Source organism: Staphylococcus sp. GW823-FHT05F06, assembly GCF_058795495.1.
In genome coordinates, this window is record NZ_JBXAHW010000004.1 from 100,358 (window position 1) to 117,885 (window position 17,528).

The window sequence follows — 17,528 nt, forward strand, 5'->3', positions numbered from 1 at the left end:
AAAGTTTACATTTATCGTATTTCATAATTTTTTATTACAAGGTTATAACTATTAATGTAAGATACCATATTAATACATATATCCACTTATATTTCTGAAAATTCTTGCTTTTTTAAAATATGTTGGATAAGATAAATTTTAAGTAAACGCTTTCATATTCGTATCCCTAAGGAGGAAGTTGATGGCAAAACAACTACAAAGAGAGTTGAATAATAGGCATATTCAATTAATTGCTATAGGTGGCGCTATAGGAACTGGTTTATTTTTAGGTTCAGGACAAACAATTTCTCTAACCGGACCTTCATTACTCTTTACTTACATGTTGATAGGTATAGTGTTATTTGCTTTTATGAGAGCTCTTGGTGAATTATTATTAAGTAACTCTAAATTTAATTCATTCGTAGATATTGCAAATGAATACCTTGGTCCATTTGGTGGATTTGTAATTGGGTGGACCTATTGGGTTTGTTGGATTGTCTCTAGCATGTCGGACCTCACTGCGATGGGACAATATTTTGCTTATTGGTATCCACAAGTCCCACACTGGTTGACAGTACTATTTATTGTACTCCTACTTATATCATTTAATTTGCTTGGCGCCAGATTATTTGGAGAACTTGAATTTTGGTTTTCTATAATTAAAGTCGTTACAATTATTACGATGGTTATTGTAGGTTTAGTTCTGATTTTTTTATCATTTAAAACAGAATATGGACATGCTTCTTTTGGTAATTTGATACATCATGGCGGGATGTTTCCACATGGTGCAGCTGGATTTTTAATGTCCTTCCAAATTGCTGTATATTCATTTATCGGTATAGAACTTATAGGAGTCACAGCTGGCGAAACAAAAAATCCAGAAAAAACAATTCCTAAAGCAATAAATAACGTTCCTATACGAATTTTATTATTTTATATAGGTGGTTTACTTGTAATCATGTCTGTCATTCCATGGTTTAAAGTTGATCCTGATAGTAGTCCGTTTGTTAAATTATTCACACTAATTGGTGTTCCCTTTGCTGCTGGCATAGTTAATTTTGTTGTTTTAACAGCAGCAGCATCTGCAACAAATAGCGGAATATATTCTAATAGTAGAATTTTATTTGGTTTAGCGAAACAAGGTTTAGGTCCTAAAGTATTGACAAAAACTAATTCTAATGGTGTACCTTATCTCTCAATGTTAGTATCTTCAATAACATTGTTAATCGCAGCTTTATTAAATTTTGTTTTCCCAGATGCTATTAAATTATTTATTTATGTAACGACACTATCTACCGTCCTATTCCTTGTAGTATGGGGAATGATTATCGTTTCTTACATCGCATACGTAAAGAAGAATCCTGAACAACATCAATCAAGTGCATTTAAATTATGGGGCGGAAAAATTATTGCCTATATTGTGTTATCTTTTTTCATATTTATCTTTATTTTGCTATTCTTTAGCAAAGATACTAGAGTAGCTATTTTTATTTCACCGTTATGGTTTATCTTCTTGTTCTTTTATTATAAGAAATACAAGAATAATGCTGAATCTTTAGCCGATAGACAGCGACATTAAAGTAAATTGTGATTAAACTTAATTATAAGCTATAACTCTAAAATATTAATAATCAATATTTATAAAATATATATTATCTCAAAGCGAATATACTCATTATAATAAGGACCAAAATCTCACTTTAATCAAGTGTATTTGGTCCTTTTGTTATTTCATTAATTTGAATGGAATAGTACACAGAGTAACGTTTTTTTGATAAATTAAATGCAATTTTAAACGTAAACTCGTTTGATTGTGTAACAAGTGCTGCCAAGCCTTTTTAGGGATAAATTCTGGAACGACTACTGTAATTAAATAATTTTTATCATTCGCTTTTTTACGAATTTTATCTATAAATCGTGAAATCGGACGAATAATACTTCTGTACTCTGAATGTAAAATCACAAGTCTTACATCAGGAAAATGTTTTTTCCATTTAGTCATAAAAGCCTGCTCATCTTCATCACCAAATGTCACATGCACTGCAATAACATCATCATTAGCTAATAATTTGGCATAATAAATAGATTTATCAACTACAGTTGTAATACTTTGAATAGGTACAATAGCTAAATTACGATCTACAACAGGAATATCGTGTATATCAATTTCAGATCGTAATTCACATGCTATATTCTCATAATGTACATGAATTCTAATAAAAATAAATACAACAAAAGGTAAAAATAAAAGAATTGGCCATACTTGATTAAGTTTGGTAATGAGTAAAATCATGAATACGATAAACGTAATCGTACCACCAATTAAATTGATAGTAAGCTTTATTCCCCATCGTTCAGGTCGTTCTCGAAGCCATTTTAAAACCATACCAAACTGAGCAAGTGTAAATGGAATAAAAACACCTACTGCATATAATGGAATGAGGTTCTCTGTCATTCCTTCAAATAGGATAATTAAAATGATGGCTAATACACCTAATATAATAATCGAGTTTGAATAACCGAGACGATCACCACGAACAGTAAACATACGTGGCATATATTTGTCTTTAGACATTGATGCAGCTAGCATAGGAAATGCTGTAAAACCAGTATTAGCAGCCAATACCAAAATCATAACTGTAGTAGCTTGTATAAAATAAAACGCTACATTTTCACCAAATATTTGGGACGCAAGTTGTGAAAGCACGGTCGTTTCAGTTTGAGGCATAATTCCATATATATATGAGAGTACAACAATACCTACTAATAACACTGCTAAAATTGTACCCATAGTGACTAAAGTTTTGACTGCATTCTTAGGTGCTGGATTTTTAAAATTTGTTACTGCATTGGATATTGCCTCTACACCTGTAAGTGATGATGCTCCAGATGAAAATGCTTTCAAAAGTAAAAATAACGTAACACCGGGCACAGTACTCCCTACAGTGGAATGAATATGTGGTGCGATTTGTCCAGTAGCTACGCGAAATGTCCCAACGACTATCAAAACAATTAAACCTATAATAAATAAGTAGACTGGATATGATAATACAGTTGCTGATTCAGTCAAACCTCTTAAATTCATCATTAAAATAAAGAGTACTAATAAACATGCAATAAGCACTTTAAAATGATATAAGTGGGGAAATGCAGCAACAAAAGCATCTGCTCCTGAAGAAATACTCACTGCCACCGTTAATATATAGTCGACTAATAAAGACCCTCCAGCTAGCAATCCCCATTTCTCACCAAGATTTGTTTTAGAAACAATATACGCTCCCCCACCTTTTGGATAAGCATAAATAATTTGTCTATAAGATAAAATTAGAGCTGTTAATAATATTAAAACTGCTCCGGCAATAGGCAGCGTATACCAAGATGCCACAGCTCCTATCACCGATAATGTAATTAATATCTGCTCAGGACCATATGCAACTGATGACAATGCATCGGATGATAGGATAGCTAATCCTTTAAATTTTGAAATTTTCTCGTTTTTTAAGTCTCTGTTTCTTTTAGGTCTACCAATCAAAAGTCTTTTAAATTGAATGAACATGACTCCTACCTCTTTAACTCATTTTGATGGATAAAACTATACTCCCATAAATCAAAATTGTATAGCTACTTCACAGATCTTTAATCATTACATTTACTCTATTAGCGTTATATTACACTTTAGAATTTATTGTTTCTCTCAAAAAAAGACTACTTGATTAAGATATAGTTAACCCAATATCTATTCGTTATCTGTAACTTTATACACCAAAACTGTTATAATAAATTCACTCATTGTTGCCATAACGTAGGCAATAAATTTTTAAGTTTAAAGTAGAGGATGCTCAATGAAGATAAAACTGTTTGTCATTGTTGTCATTTTTTTGATGACTATTTTATCGATAATTTCAATAACAACACGAGAAATCGCACATAGTAAGAATGAGACGATATTGACACATGCTTCTCAAAAACATATTGATAAAATGGTTGAGACAGCAATGAAGAAAGGAGATATCCCCGGACTAGCAATATTGATCATCAAAGACAATAAAATCTTTTTAAATAAAGGGTATGGTTATGCCAATATTGAAAAAAAAGCAAAGGTAAATCCACATACTCAATTTGAAATTGCATCCAATACTAAAGCTTTTACAGGTTATGCAATTCTACAACTAGCTCAAGAAGGAAAAATAAATTTAAATGACAAAGTAAGTACATTTATACCCGGATTTAAAATGAAGTATGAAGACAAAGAAAGAGATATTACTATTGAACAGCTATTAGCTCAAACTAGTGGTATACCTGGAGATATCACTGAAGAAAATCGTTACTCTAAACAGTACGATAGTATTGAAAATATCGTTAATTTTGCAAAAGGAAAACGTCTGAACCATGTACCTGGAGAAACTTTTGAATATTCGAATATGAATTATGATATTTTAGGTATTATTATTCAAAATGTTACCCATCAATCCTATACATCATACATCCAAAAGCATGTTTTAGCCCCTTTAAAGATGAAACATACCACTTTTAAAGTAAATAATACCAAATCTAATAACGAAGCATTAGGTTATATATGGGAAGATAATGAAAATAAAGTTGCACAACCAGAGTTTAACATTGGGGATACTCCTGCGGCATATATGATGTCAAGTACAAGTGATTTAGCAAAATGGGTCCAACTACAGATCCACCCTACTTCAAAATCACAAGCCAAGTTAATTCGTCAATCACATCAGGTATTATCTAACTCATTAAATAGTGAGCCTAACGCAGATAGCTACGGTTCGGGATGGTTTATAAATACTGATGACCATCTCGTATTTCATACCGGCGTTTTAGATAATTTCTCTTCACAAATTTTATTAAATATTCGTAAATCTTATGGCATTGTCGTATTAGCCAATACAAATTCAAATCAAGTGACTCGTTTAGCGGAACATTTAAATACTCAAATTATGAATAATCGTCATTACACAACTATAGAAGAAAAAGTGAACCAAACGAAAAATATGCAACTTATCATTTCCACATTGGCCGATATATTCATGGTCATATTTAGTATCTTAGTTTTTAGTAAAACCTTAAAATTACGTGAAGGCCACATCTTCATCCGTAAATGTTTACGAACTTCAATCATGTTCAGCATCATTTTGTTGGGATTTGTAGCAATGAATATTCTTTTTTATCTACTTCCCTTGATAATATTAGGAGATGCAACTTGGGGGTTTGTTTTATCATGGTTACCTTTACATTCGAAATATTTAGTTGTAAGTGTCTATCTAGCCATAACCATGTTACTGGTTTGGTTATCTTTAATAAGTATAACTTACCGTTCTGATGAAAGGAAAAAACATTAAAATAACACCTAAGCATTAAAAAGCCACATTTAAGACATGCGATACACACCTAAGAATGACTTTGTTATTTTTGAATCATGCAATATTATACTATTTTGATGAACTTGAACATCATTTATCATAAAATTAATAGAATTATTAACAAAAAGGAAGTATCACTATGCATAAACGACTTTTCATCACTTTATTAGGTTTTATCATTTTACTAGCTGGATGCGATTATTCTAAAGAAGAGAACCAAACTGGTATATTTTATAACGTTTTTGTAAAATCTATGGATGGATTTCTTCATTTTCTTGGCAGAGTCTTTCAGGATAACTATGGCTTTGCTATTATTTCTATTGTACTCATAGTTCGTTTCATCCTATTACCTTTCATGTTAATACAAGTTAAGAATATGCATATGATGCGCGAAAAAACAAAAGTCGTCCAACCAGAATTGGATGCTATAAGAGATAAAATGAAACACGCAACATCACAAGAAGAACGTAATGCAGCCAATCAATTGCTTATGAAAAAGTATCAATCGTATGGAATTAATCCATTAAAAAATATGTTAGGGTGTCTTCCTGTTCTTATACAAATGCCTATATTAATGGGGCTTTATATGAGTTTGAAGTACCCTTCGAGTCACGGAATTACTGAATACCCACATTTCTTATGGTTTGATTTAACGCAACCTGATTTGATTATGACAATAATCGCAGCAATCATGTATTTTGTTCAGCCACTTGTAAACTCAATCCATTATCCAAAAGATCAAAGAAAAACATATTACTTTATGATGGTATTTTCACCGATATTCATAACATATGCGTCTCTACATTCTGCTGCAGCTTTGGGCTTATATTGGAGTATAAGCGCTGCTTTTCTAATAGTGCAAATGCATTTTGCTCACTCTCATTATAAGAAAGTGGCACTACATGAAGCTAAAAAACTCAAACAAAAATTAGAGCAAAATAAAGACAATAGTGAGTTATTAACCGAAGAGTCATAAAAAAGCACGCTATAAACAATCTTGCAAAATTGTTTATAGCGTGCTTTTCGTTCTCCACTATTAAATATGCCATGTTAATAATTTAAAAAGAGCTTATAACTCAAACGATTCATATTATTTTATCATTGTGCACCACGTTGATTTTCTTTAGCATGTACAAGATTTGTTACAAAATCATTTACAGGTGTAGCAATATGATTCTCTTTCCCTAATTTACTAACTGCTCCATTAATATAATCTATTTCAGTTGTTCGATTATCTTTAATTAAGTCTTGGTACATAGAAGGATAGTGTGGGCCTACTTTATCATTTAAAGCAATTAAGTAATCAAAAATCTCATCAACATTAAGATGAACATCATCAACTGTTGCAACATGAACAATTTCTTGTGTAATTTTATATATCAAATTTTTAGCGTCATCACTATTATTCAGTGCTGCCAAATTACATTCAAGTATAGTACATAATGAATTAGCTGTTCCATTAACACATATTTTCTTCCAAATTGATTGATGTAAATGTTCACTTTTTACACCTTTTAATTCTGCATTTTGTAGCAGATTAACAATGATATCTACGCTTTCTTTTCCCTCGGGCACGAGACACCCAATTTCAACAGGACCTTGCCCCATTAAGTGCGTGTGACCAGGTTGATCAATACCGGCAGTCCACGTTGTTACTCCACGTACAATTCTATCTATAGAAACATATTGTTGTATAAGACGTTCATGTTTCAAACCATTCATAGTGCACACAACAATTGTATTATCATGAAGATGGGGTTGAATATGACTAAGCACCTCTTCTAATTGCATAGATTTAGGAAATAGAAAAACAATATCATAGGACGTTGCTTTAGGAATTTCCGTTAGTCTATACATAGGTAGCCTGAAATGATGCGCTTCACCATTAATATCGATATGTAGACCGTCCTGTTGTATTGTAGTAACTTGAGGTTCCCAATTATCAATTAAAGTGACGTCATAACCATGTTGAAACAACTTAGCACCAAATCCACTACCTAATGCGCCAGAACCTGCAATTGCTATTTTCATATATTCCATCTCCTTACAATTCTATATTGTTTTTAAAATACTACTTTACTACATACCAGTCAATATAATACGGTTAATTTGTAAGAATTTTCTGTTAATTAAGAATAAGTATTATCTCTCAAACGTACATTGCTCATTCGACATTTTATTACCAATTTGCACAGTGAATCGTTTCTTTGTTAATTTATTATTCTATTTCAGTTGCGTTTTTAAAATATGAGTAGAACTAACTTCATATTGACTTGATTATCTCTTTTCTCTTTAACAAGAATTAAAATTTATAGACTTCTTCATACTTACATTTTTGCTTAGTTCTCTATATCAATATATCAAAATGTCTGAGACACCGATGATGTCCCAGACATAAATTTATATTTTCCATTTCAACATTAAAGATGAAATTAAAAGTTGTTGACTATACTCTTATACATTAGACTGTTTTTTCGGTATTAAGAACAAAATAGAAAGGAATGCTAATAATGCTATAAGCGCATTAAACATTACTCCAGTAAAACCACCTAAAGTCAGATTAAGTTGGGCTGCAAGTACGCTGTAAACTGTACTTGAGATGGCCACACCAAATGCATTTCCTAAGGATGATGCCATCTTATATACACCGGATGCGACGCCTACTTTATCATCTGGTGCTTGTGCAACAGCTGTATCCGTGGATGGTGTTGCATAAACACCTAAACCGGTACCAAATAATAAATAACCAATGACACTTGACGCTATATACCAAGCATTAGGTAAAAACGTCAAAGATAATAATATTAATCCTATGACGGTCAAGGCACTTCCGAGTAACAAAGGTCTTTTAGGTCCTAACGATTGTAATATCATTTCACCCACACGTATCATAATTAATACTGCAATTAGGTATGTAAGTGAAATATATCCTGTTTCCTGAGAGTTAAAATCTAATTTTTGCTGATAAAAAGTATTTACTACAATCAATGTACCACCAGCTACACCATTCAACATAAAGTTTGAAATCGTTGCACCTGTATAACCTTTGTTTTTAAAGATATCAAAATCGACAAGTGGTTGTTTGATTTTATTTTCGTAAATCACGAATATAATTAACGATATAACAAAAATTGCAATAAGTCCCAAAATAAATGGTGAGAACAAACCAAATTGAGAGGTTTGAGTTATTATCACATTAATACTTAACATACTAACCACTAAGATGATTAAACCAACAACATCAAATTTCTTTGTCTCTGTCGGTTTATCTCCTATAGGCTCTGCTTTTGTTTCGGGTGTATGTTTAATGAGAAACATGGATAATATTGTCAGAATAATTGAAACAATAAAGATTGAGCGCCATCCAAGGTTAGTTGCCATTAAACCACCAAACAAAGTACAAACACCACTACCTCCCCATGAACCGATGGACCAGTAGCTTAATGCACGTTGTCGTGCTGTCCCGATATAATATTCATTAATGATTGCGAGTGTCGCTGGCATTATACATGCCGCTGACAATCCTTGAATAGCACGTCCAATAATCAATAGACTTGGTAATGGCGTAATAATGATTAAAACCGACCCAACAATATTAAGTGCTAAGCCTATGTATGTCACTTTTACTCTACCAATTTTATCTGCAATATCTCCTGCACCTACAATAAACAGACCAGAAAATAGTGCCGATAAGCTAACTGCTATATTAATAGTACCAATATCACTATTGTATGATGATTGTAATGGCACGACTAGATTTACAAGTGATTGTGCAAATAACCAAAATGTAATAACCCCTAAAATAATCCCTAATAATAAGCGATTATCTCCCCTAAACTTTTGTGATGTATTCATCTATCACTTACTCCTTCACAATTAATTAGAAATCTCTAATAAGACTTATTTAATTACGATATCTATTTCTTATTTTACAAATCTTTTATTTGCTTTCTTCTAATATCATTTTTACATTAAGAAACTTTATCATATTTAGAACAATTTTTTAACTGAAATAAAAATATGACTAAATCGTTTATCATTTTAATATTCATTCATCCTAGATATGTTTCTTTTTTAATTTCTTGTAATTTTTAGAAAATTTGTAAATATAGAAACATATTCTACACTATCTAGTTTCAATTTTCCATACTATAATTGATTTAATCGTGTTTTAATATAAACTATAAATATATGAAACAAGCCAATGTAAGTGCTTTTATTTTTAATAAAAAAATATATTTCTTTTTATGATATTAAAAATTAAATGAGGATTGACGTTATGCTTAATTTATTTATTTTATTACTTGAACGCGTGGGATTAATTATTTTACTCGCATATATACTCATGAATATTAATCATTTTAAAACAATGATGAGCGAACGTGACAAATGGCGTTCAAAATTCCAACTAATCATTATTTTTGGTATATTCTCTATGATTTCAAATTTTACAGGAATTGAAATAGAAAATGGCCATATCGTATCTGGTGATATTTATTACCACTTAAGCAAAGACGCCTCAATGGCCAATACCCGTGTATTAACAATCGGTGTTTCTGGTCTAATAGGTGGACCGTGGGTAGCTATAATTGTAGGCATTATTTCAGGATTATGTCGTTTATATATTGGCGGGGCTGACGCATATACCTATCTTATTTCATCCATAGTTATCGCTATCATATCTGGTTACTTTGGTCATCAAACAATAAAACAAAATACATATCCGTCCATTAAAAAAGGTGCTATTATCGGTGCAATAACTGAAATTATTCAAATGGGCTGTATATTATTATTTACAAATAACCTACATCACGCAATTACATTAGTCAGTTTTATAGCACTACCGATGATTATCATTAATAGTTTAGGTACAGCCATATTTTTAACCATCATTTTGTCGACCATCAAGCAAGAAGAACAAATGCGTGCAGTCCAGACGCATGATGTATTACAACTCGCTAACGAAACACTACCTTACTTTCGATCTGGACTTAATGAAAAATCAGCCCAACAAGCTGCTGAAATTATTTTAAAATTAATGCAAGTGTCGGCGGTCGCTATTACAAATAAAAAAGATATTTTAACACATATTGGTGCAGGCAGTGACCATCACGTAGCACGTAAAGAGATAATTACTGATTTATCTAAAGAAGTGATTCAATCTGGAAAATTAAAAGTCGCTCATACGAGAGAAGGAATTGGATGTCACCATCCTAATTGCCCTCTTGAAGGAGCCATTGTCGTCCCTCTTTATATACATAATGAAGTCGCAGGGACTTTAAAATTTTATTTCACAGATAACAATATTATTTCAACTTCAGACCAACAGCTCGCAAAAGGTCTCGCCAATATATTTTCTTCACAACTAGAACTAGGTCAAGCTGAAATGCAGGGACAATTGTTGAAAGACGCTGAAATTAAATCATTACAAGCACAAGTCAATCCACATTTCTTTTTTAATGCTATTAACACTATATCAGCACTAGTAAGAATTGATAGCGAAAAAGCACGACGTTTACTGATTCAACTCAGTCAGTTCTTCCGCTCTAATCTTAATGGTGCACGTAATAATACGATTACTTTACAAAAGGAATTACAACAAGTAGCAGCATATTTATCCTTAGAGCAAGCGCGCTATCCAAATAGATTTAACATACACTATCGAATTGATGATCAGTGTCAAGATGCGCTCATCCCACCTTTTATAATTCAAATATTAGTGGAAAATTCTATTAAACATGCATTTAAAAATCGTAAAAAGAATAATCATATTGATGTGGATGTTAGCATGAAGCAAGACTACTTAAGTATATCTGTTCAAGATAATGGTCAAGGCATACCAGCTGATCAATTAGATACTATTGGATATACGACAGTAACGTCTACCACTGGTACTGGTAATGCCTTAGTCAATCTTAATAAAAGACTTACTGGACTATTTGGAACAACATCGGCACTGAACATTCAATCTTCTCAATCAGGCACGACTGTAAGTTGTTTAATTCCATATAAATCTTCTAAGGAGGAACACTTTAATGAAAGCGTTAATCGTTGATGATGAACCACTTGCAAGAAATGAATTACAATATCTTTTAAATCTTAATGATGCTATAGATGAAATTGAAGAAGCAGAAAACATAGAAGAAACATTGGAGAAGTTACTCTACAACACATTTGACTTAATATTCTTAGATATAAATTTAATGGATGAAAGTGGTATTGATTTAGCTCAAAAAATTAATAAAATGAAGCGATCACCACATATTATCTTTGCAACCGCTCACGAGAAATTTGCAGTCAAAGCCTTTGAATTAAATGCAACCGATTATATATTAAAACCTTTTGAAAAAGAACGTATTAATCAAGCTGTAAATAAAGTTGACATGGCTAAAGATAAACCAAAAAACAAAGATAAAACTATCACACCTAAATATATTGATTATAGTGATGATGAGCGCGCTCAAACACATGTACTTCCAATTGAAGTGGATGAACGTATTCACATCTTAAATTTCACAGACATTATCGCATTATCTGTTAATAATGGGATTACAACGATAGATACAACAAAACAAAGTTATGAAACGACCGAAACACTTAATCATTACGAGAAAAAACTACCTTCCTCTCTATTTATTAAAATACATCGCGCTACTATCGTTAATAAAGAACATATCCAAACAATAGAGCATTGGTTTAATTATACGTATCAGCTGACGTTAACACATGAATTTAAATATCAAGTTAGTCGTTCTTATATGAAGACTTTTAAACAACAACTCGGTCTTCAATAAAATTTAAATCATGCTTTATGAGTTTCACCTTTAAAATGGTGCACCTCAACCTAAAATATTTGTAAGTGAGCTATGAAAACATCTATAGTAACCGCTTTCATTCTATAATGTAACCATGAAGAAAACAGAGGGGAATGGTTATTTTGGAACAAACGCATCTCGTTAAAAACAAAACGGTTGATAACAAGAAGTCAATGAAATACAGTATTTTTCAACAAGCATTAACGATTGCAGTGATTTTACTTATATCAAAAATTATTGAATCATTTATGCCTATTCCAATGCCAGCTTCAGTAATTGGACTTGTACTATTATTTATCGCATTGTGTACAGGCATTGTGAAATTAGGTCAAGTTGAGACTGTGGGAACTGCATTAACCAATAATATTGGATTCCTATTCGTACCAGCTGGTATTTCAGTCATTAACTCTTTACCAATCCTTAAGCAAAGCCCTATTTTAATTATTTTACTTATTATTATTTCAACACTTTTATTATTAATTTGTACTGGCTTTGCGTCACAATTATTAGTGACGAAATCACTTTTCCCTTCTAAAGAGAAAAATGAAGAAACAAGTCACGTAGGAGGGTAAGCAATGATTGAACATTTAGGAATTAATACACCTTATTTTGGGATATTAGTATCATTAATACCATTTGTCATAGCGACTTATTTTTATAAAAAAACGAATGGTTTCTTTTTACTAGCACCTTTATTCGTAAGTATGGTTGCAGGTATTGCTTTTTTGAAATTGACAGGAATTAGTTATGAGAATTATAAAATCGGTGGCGACATTATTAATTTCTTCCTAGAACCAGCTACAATATGCTTTGCGATTCCTTTATATCGCAAGCGCGAAGTATTAAAAAAATATTGGTTACAAATATTTGGTGGTATAGCTGTTGGTACAATTATTGCCTTGTTATTAATTTATCTTGTTGCAATAACATTCCAATTTGGCAATCAAATTATAGCATCTATGCTACCTCAAGCTGCAACGACAGCAATTGCATTACCTGTATCTGACGGTATCGGTGGTGTCAAAGAATTAACCTCACTCGCAGTTATTTTAAATGCAGTTGTCATTTCTGCTTTAGGTGCTAAAATAGTTAAATTATTTAAAATATCTAACCCTATTGCCAGAGGACTTGCACTAGGGACAAGTGGACACACTTTAGGTGTCGCGGCAGCTAAAGAATTGGGTGAGACTGAAGAATCAATGGGAAGTATTGCAGTTGTCATCGTTGGCGTTATTGTTGTAGCAGTAGTTCCTATACTTGCTCCAATCTTATTATAATTACCCAAAACTATAAATATATCTAAAATACCCCTGAAAACTTAATATGTTAAACAAACAATGCCTGGAACACAAAATAATGTTCCAGGCATTGTTAATGTATAAGCAACTGTTGACTAAAATAATCTCTGTTTTAGTCACTGTCTATGCTTTTTATATTAATTAAGTTTATTGATATCTATTAATGTAATTTTTGTACTTGATGTTTTTGCATTGAATCTTTTTTGTTTTTACGAGTAGGATCTAAACGTTTTTCTAGATAACGTAATCCTATATCTATGATAATTGCTATTAAAGCAATTGGTATGGCACCTGCTAAGATGAATGTTGTTCCATCTGTTGAATTTGTACCACGAATAATAATATCACCTAGTGTTGGAGCACCGATAAATGACCCAATCGCTACTATTCCGATAGCAACAACAAGTGCAATTCTAACACCACCAATAATAACAGATAAAGATAATGGTAACTCTATCATTCTTAATATTTGATTCCCCGTCATTCCCATACCTTTACCAGCGTCTTTAATATTTTCATCAACTTCTACAATACCAGTATAAGTATTTTTAATAATAGGTAATAACGAATATAGGAATACAGTTACAACAACAGTTGTTGGTCCTAATCCCATAGCCAACATAAGTATGGCTAACATAGCGATTGCTGGAACAGTTTGTATAATATTTGCAATTGTAATTACCGGCCACGATAAACGTTTATACTTGGCTATGAAAATACCAATAGGAATTCCAATTATACATGCAAACAACACACCATATACCGACATTAATAGATGTTTGAAGAACAGTTCTAGAAGAAAGGCCCAGTTCAGTGAGTAATATTCGATGATTGAATGTAACAAATTACCTTTCATTACTTATGACCACCTTTCTTTTCTTCAAAGTAATGATGTTTCTTTAAATATTCTTCAGCTATCACTGCAGGTTCCTTACCTTTTCCATCCGCTTCATAATTTAACTTCTGCATTTCTTCTGTTGAGATTTTACCTTCTAATTTTTTTAGTGCCTTATCGATTTCTGGATTATCCTTTATTAATTGTTCATTTGCAAGTGGACTACCGTCATAAGGCGGGAAGAATTTGCGATCATCTTCCAATATTTTCAAATCATAAGCTGCAATACGTCCATCTGTTGAATACCCAACTGCTACATCTAATTTATTATTTTTTAATGCATCATATACTAAACCAATTTGCATTGGACGCGCACTATCAAATTTAAATCCATAATCTTTAACAAAAGCAGGATATCCATCACCTGCACGGTTCATCCATTGGGTATCCATTCCAAGACGTAGTTCATCTTTATATTTCTCTAAGTCTGATACTTTTTTTAAGTGATACTTTTTAGCCGTTTCTTTTGTCACCATGAATGCGTATGTATTCGCAAACCCAAGTGAATGATAATACTTTTCATCATATTTCTTTTTAAATAAGCGTTGTGTTTCAGACATGGCCTTATCAGGATCTTTAGTAGGTTTAGCTGCTAATACACTCGTCAATTCAGTACCTGTGTAACGTACCGCTGACATATTTGCATCTCCACGTTGTAACGCATTATGTTGAATAATGCTAGACCCTAGGTTACCAATTAACGTCGGTTTGATTTTTCCATCAGTTTCATGTTCAATTAATAATTTTTCCATATGACCTATAATCTTAGTTTCACTTGTTTCAGTCGTTGTAATTTTCACATCATCTTTAGCATTTCCATCACCTAAGCCTGGTAAACTGCATCCAGATAACACGATGAGAGATAATGCAATCAGAATCAGTGTATAGTTAAGATACTTCTTCAATGTCAATTCCTCCCATTTATCTAGATACTTTTAATCCTTTAGGTACAACCCATTTTTCAACTAATGAAAGTATAAAGTCAATAACTAATGCTAATAAAGTAACAACAATCGCTGCACTAATAATCATAGGTGGTTGATAGAGATTTAATCCATTAAATACAAGATCCCCAAGTCCACCTGCACCTACATAACTTGCGAGTGTTGCCCAACTAATGACGTATACACTTGATAGACGAATACCACTAATAATAAGTGGTAAAGCTAAAGGCATTTCTACATCTTTCATTAATTGAAATTTAGTCATTCCCATACTTTGACCAGCTTGAATGACATTTTTATCGATATTTTTAACACCTAATACTGTATTATTTAAAATTGGTAATAATACATAGATAAATAATGCAACAATAGCTGGTGTTTTTCCTACCCCAAATATTGGAATCATGATAGCTAACACAGCCAAAGTAGGAATGGTTTGAAGCACGCCAGCAACTGTTAATACCACATTAGCTGTGCGTTGCGTTTTTGATAATAAAATACCTAAAGGGACAGCTACTACAATCGCTAACAATAATGCAAACATAGAAATATAAAAATGTTCTACTGCTTTTGATAAAAGTTGACTACCGTATTCTTGTAAGAATGCTTTCATTATTAATCCTCACCTCTATGTTGAGCATCATGATAATCATTCACATCTTCATTTATATTTGTTCGTGTATCAGTTTGATTTTGTGGTAAATCGTGATTATTCTCATCTAAGCTTTCATTTGGGATCTCATAACTATCAGAATCTTCTTCGCCCCAAATTGAGTCATACACAATATCGACTAAGTTTGCACGTGTAATTAAACCAATGAGATGTTCATCATTATCGACCACAGGTACATTTCTAACATTACGTTTTAGAATAGTACGCACTGAGTCTTGTAACTTTGAATTGATATGTACTTTGTAGACATCCCTTTGCATGGTATCAATTAATTCTTTACGCGCACGTAATCCTTGATTGATATCTTCAATATCTAAAAATCCTAATAATTTATTTTGATTATTGACTACAAAAATAGTGTCTACTCGACGTGTTCTCATAATATTTACTGCATCATTCAATGAATCATCTGCTTTAACAGTGACGGGTTTGATCATAGCACTTTCCACAGATTTCATATTAGGACGATCCTGAATCAAGCGATTTTGCCCAATAAAATCTCTAACAAAGTCATTTGCAGGATATCGTAAAATATTGTCAGGTGTATCGTATTGAACGACTTTTCCCTTAGACATAATACATATTTTGTCTGCTAATTTAATAGCCTCATCCATATCATGAGTGACAAAAATAAATGTTTTTCCTAATTTTTGTTGTAATTCCTTTACTAAATCTTGTAATGTATCGCGTGTAATAGGATCTAATGCACCGAAAGGTTCATCCATTAATATAATATCTTGTTCAGCTGCTAAAGCGCGCACAACACCAATTCGTTGTTGTTGCCCTCCTGACAATTCAGCTGGATAACGATCCAAATATTCTTCAGGTAAATCTACCAGTTTAATAAGTTCTTTAGCTTTTTCATCTTTCTTCTCTTTAGACCATTTTAAAAGTTTAGGTACTAAAACAATATTTTCTCGAATAGTCATATGTGGCATCAAACCAATTTGTTGAATGACATAACCGATACTTCTCCGCAATTCAACAGGATTCATATTACGGACATCTTTTCCATTCATCATAATCTGTCCATCTGTCGCCTCAATCATACGATTAATCATGCGTAGTGCAGTTGTTTTACCACTACCACTCGTCCCAATAAAAGCGATAAATTCACCAGATTGAATATCCAAAGAAATATTATCTACCGCTTTTTTATTCCCTGAATAAATCTTGGTTAAGTTTTTAATACTTAACATAATTGTTTTCCCCTTCCTATATAAAGAATGTCTTGTTCCATGACCTAAAAAAAGACCTCTGATGCAATTGTTAAACAAATAATGACTAAAGTTAAACAAAAGACAAAGGCCTTTGCTTATATATTTTTACGTTAAATTAATAGTCTTAAACATTAACCATAAATTTGCTATACATGAAAACAGAGACAGATATTAATATATACCCAATGAGTTGAAAATAAACACTTTTCACAGAATTTTTATAATTTTTTCTATGTTAAAAAAATTATAAATTAAGAAATCTACGGTTATTTATGCAAATGATTCACTATCTATGAATTAAAAGTTTAATTTTTATAATATTG

14 protein-coding genes are annotated in these 17,528 nt (G+C 31.9%); 7 read left to right on the forward strand and 7 right to left on the reverse strand.

Annotation, left to right across the window (positions count from 1 at the left end):
• Positions 1 to 181 precede the first annotated feature (181 nt).
• A complete protein-coding gene (locus tag AC1Q7N_RS04125; RefSeq protein ID WP_002468224.1) occupies positions 182 to 1,558 on the forward strand; it encodes an amino acid permease in 1,377 nt (458 codons plus the stop codon).
• Between the two features lie 147 nt (positions 1,559 to 1,705).
• On the opposite strand, the gene AC1Q7N_RS04130 is transcribed toward AC1Q7N_RS04125, so the two are convergent.
• Entirely contained in the window at positions 1,706 to 3,535 is a 1,830-nt protein-coding gene (locus AC1Q7N_RS04130) for an APC family permease (RefSeq protein ID WP_002447173.1), read from the reverse strand.
• Between the two features lie 286 nt (positions 3,536 to 3,821).
• Between AC1Q7N_RS04130 and AC1Q7N_RS04135 the strand changes: the two genes are divergently transcribed.
• Both AC1Q7N_RS04135 and yidC read left to right on the forward strand, forming a co-directional pair.
• Entirely contained in the window at positions 3,822 to 5,339 is a 1,518-nt protein-coding gene (locus AC1Q7N_RS04135) for a serine hydrolase FLP (protein WP_002494501.1), read from the forward strand.
• A gap of 160 nt (positions 5,340 to 5,499) precedes the next feature.
• Positions 5,500 to 6,336: a membrane protein insertase YidC gene (gene yidC / locus AC1Q7N_RS04140; RefSeq protein ID WP_001832893.1), complete on the forward strand. Its 837-nt coding sequence runs from the start codon at positions 5,500 to 5,502 to the stop codon at positions 6,334 to 6,336.
• A gap of 122 nt (positions 6,337 to 6,458) precedes the next feature.
• Here yidC and AC1Q7N_RS04145 read toward each other — a convergent pair whose 3' ends face one another.
• Positions 6,459 to 7,391 (reverse strand): 2-dehydropantoate 2-reductase, encoded by a 933-nt coding sequence (locus AC1Q7N_RS04145; protein WP_001831565.1) that lies wholly within the window; start codon positions 7,389 to 7,391, stop codon positions 6,459 to 6,461.
• A gap of 423 nt (positions 7,392 to 7,814) precedes the next feature.
• The gene (locus AC1Q7N_RS04150; protein ID WP_145376306.1) at positions 7,815 to 9,215 is read right to left on the reverse strand and encodes an MFS transporter; all 1,401 of its coding nucleotides are present in this window, start codon (positions 9,213 to 9,215) and stop codon (positions 7,815 to 7,817) included.
• A 424-nt stretch (positions 9,216 to 9,639) separates the two neighbouring features.
• Here AC1Q7N_RS04150 and AC1Q7N_RS04155 point away from each other — a divergent pair, with 424 nt between their 5' ends.
• The 4 genes from AC1Q7N_RS04155 to lrgB all read left to right on the forward strand — a co-directional run bounded on the left by AC1Q7N_RS04155 (position 9,640) and on the right by lrgB (position 13,452).
• The gene (locus AC1Q7N_RS04155) at positions 9,640 to 11,415 is read left to right on the forward strand and encodes a sensor histidine kinase (protein ID WP_001831559.1); all 1,776 of its coding nucleotides are present in this window, start codon (positions 9,640 to 9,642) and stop codon (positions 11,413 to 11,415) included.
• Entirely contained in the window at positions 11,396 to 12,154 is a 759-nt protein-coding gene (locus tag AC1Q7N_RS04160; RefSeq protein ID WP_002438253.1) for a response regulator transcription factor LytR, read from the forward strand. Before AC1Q7N_RS04155 ends, AC1Q7N_RS04160 begins: the two co-directional genes overlap by 20 nt.
• A gap of 143 nt (positions 12,155 to 12,297) precedes the next feature.
• Positions 12,298 to 12,747, forward strand: a complete 450-nt coding sequence (gene lrgA, locus AC1Q7N_RS04165) for an antiholin-like murein hydrolase modulator LrgA (RefSeq protein ID WP_002469559.1) — start codon at positions 12,298 to 12,300, stop codon at positions 12,745 to 12,747.
• A 3-nt stretch (positions 12,748 to 12,750) separates the two neighbouring features.
• Positions 12,751 to 13,452 carry an antiholin-like protein LrgB gene (gene lrgB, locus AC1Q7N_RS04170; RefSeq protein ID WP_002438249.1) on the forward strand — a complete coding sequence of 234 codons (702 nt, stop codon included), beginning with the start codon at positions 12,751 to 12,753 and terminating at the stop codon, positions 13,450 to 13,452.
• Between the two features lie 181 nt (positions 13,453 to 13,633).
• Here the strand turns inward: lrgB and AC1Q7N_RS04175 are convergent, their stop codons facing one another.
• Genes AC1Q7N_RS04175 through AC1Q7N_RS04190 form a run of 4 tightly spaced genes read right to left on the reverse strand, consistent with a single transcriptional unit; the run spans position 13,634 to position 17,184 of the window.
• Positions 13,634 to 14,329, reverse strand: coding sequence for an ABC transporter permease (locus tag AC1Q7N_RS04175; RefSeq protein WP_002456656.1), 696 nt, complete (start codon positions 14,327 to 14,329; stop codon positions 13,634 to 13,636).
• Positions 14,329 to 15,273, reverse strand: a complete 945-nt coding sequence (locus AC1Q7N_RS04180) for an osmoprotectant ABC transporter substrate-binding protein (RefSeq protein WP_002470137.1) — start codon at positions 15,271 to 15,273, stop codon at positions 14,329 to 14,331. Before AC1Q7N_RS04180 ends, AC1Q7N_RS04175 begins: the two co-directional genes overlap by 1 nt.
• A gap of 16 nt (positions 15,274 to 15,289) precedes the next feature.
• Entirely contained in the window at positions 15,290 to 15,925 is a 636-nt protein-coding gene (locus AC1Q7N_RS04185; protein ID WP_001831629.1) for an ABC transporter permease, read from the reverse strand.
• 2 nt (positions 15,926 to 15,927) lie between these two features.
• On the reverse strand, positions 15,928 to 17,184 hold the full coding sequence (locus AC1Q7N_RS04190; RefSeq protein WP_001831407.1) for a betaine/proline/choline family ABC transporter ATP-binding protein: 1,257 nt from the start codon (positions 17,182 to 17,184) through the stop codon (positions 15,928 to 15,930).
• Between the last annotated feature and the right edge of the window lie 344 nt (positions 17,185 to 17,528).

What these genes read in the sequence shown, in the direction of transcription:
- AC1Q7N_RS04125 (WP_002468224.1), top strand. Translation starts at nt 182, where the DNA reads ATGGCAAAACAACTACAAAGAGAGTTGAATAATAGGCATATTCAATTA.
- AC1Q7N_RS04130 (WP_002447173.1), bottom strand. Translation starts at nt 3,535, where the DNA reads ATGTTCATTCAATTTAAAAGACTTTTGATTGGTAGACCTAAAAGAAAC.
- AC1Q7N_RS04135 (WP_002494501.1), top strand. Translation starts at nt 3,822, where the DNA reads ATGAAGATAAAACTGTTTGTCATTGTTGTCATTTTTTTGATGACTATT.
- yidC (WP_001832893.1), top strand. Translation starts at nt 5,500, where the DNA reads ATGCATAAACGACTTTTCATCACTTTATTAGGTTTTATCATTTTACTA.
- AC1Q7N_RS04145 (WP_001831565.1), bottom strand. Translation starts at nt 7,391, where the DNA reads ATGAAAATAGCAATTGCAGGTTCTGGCGCATTAGGTAGTGGATTTGGT.
- AC1Q7N_RS04150 (WP_145376306.1), bottom strand. Translation starts at nt 9,215, where the DNA reads ATGAATACATCACAAAAGTTTAGGGGAGATAATCGCTTATTATTAGGG.
- AC1Q7N_RS04155 (WP_001831559.1), top strand. Translation starts at nt 9,640, where the DNA reads ATGCTTAATTTATTTATTTTATTACTTGAACGCGTGGGATTAATTATT.
- AC1Q7N_RS04160 (WP_002438253.1), top strand. Translation starts at nt 11,396, where the DNA reads ATGAAAGCGTTAATCGTTGATGATGAACCACTTGCAAGAAATGAATTA.
- lrgB (WP_002438249.1), top strand. Translation starts at nt 12,751, where the DNA reads ATGATTGAACATTTAGGAATTAATACACCTTATTTTGGGATATTAGTA.
- AC1Q7N_RS04175 (WP_002456656.1), bottom strand. Translation starts at nt 14,329, where the DNA reads ATGAAAGGTAATTTGTTACATTCAATCATCGAATATTACTCACTGAAC.
- AC1Q7N_RS04185 (WP_001831629.1), bottom strand. Translation starts at nt 15,925, where the DNA reads ATGAAAGCATTCTTACAAGAATACGGTAGTCAACTTTTATCAAAAGCA.
- AC1Q7N_RS04190 (WP_001831407.1), bottom strand. Translation starts at nt 17,184, where the DNA reads ATGTTAAGTATTAAAAACTTAACCAAGATTTATTCAGGGAATAAAAAA.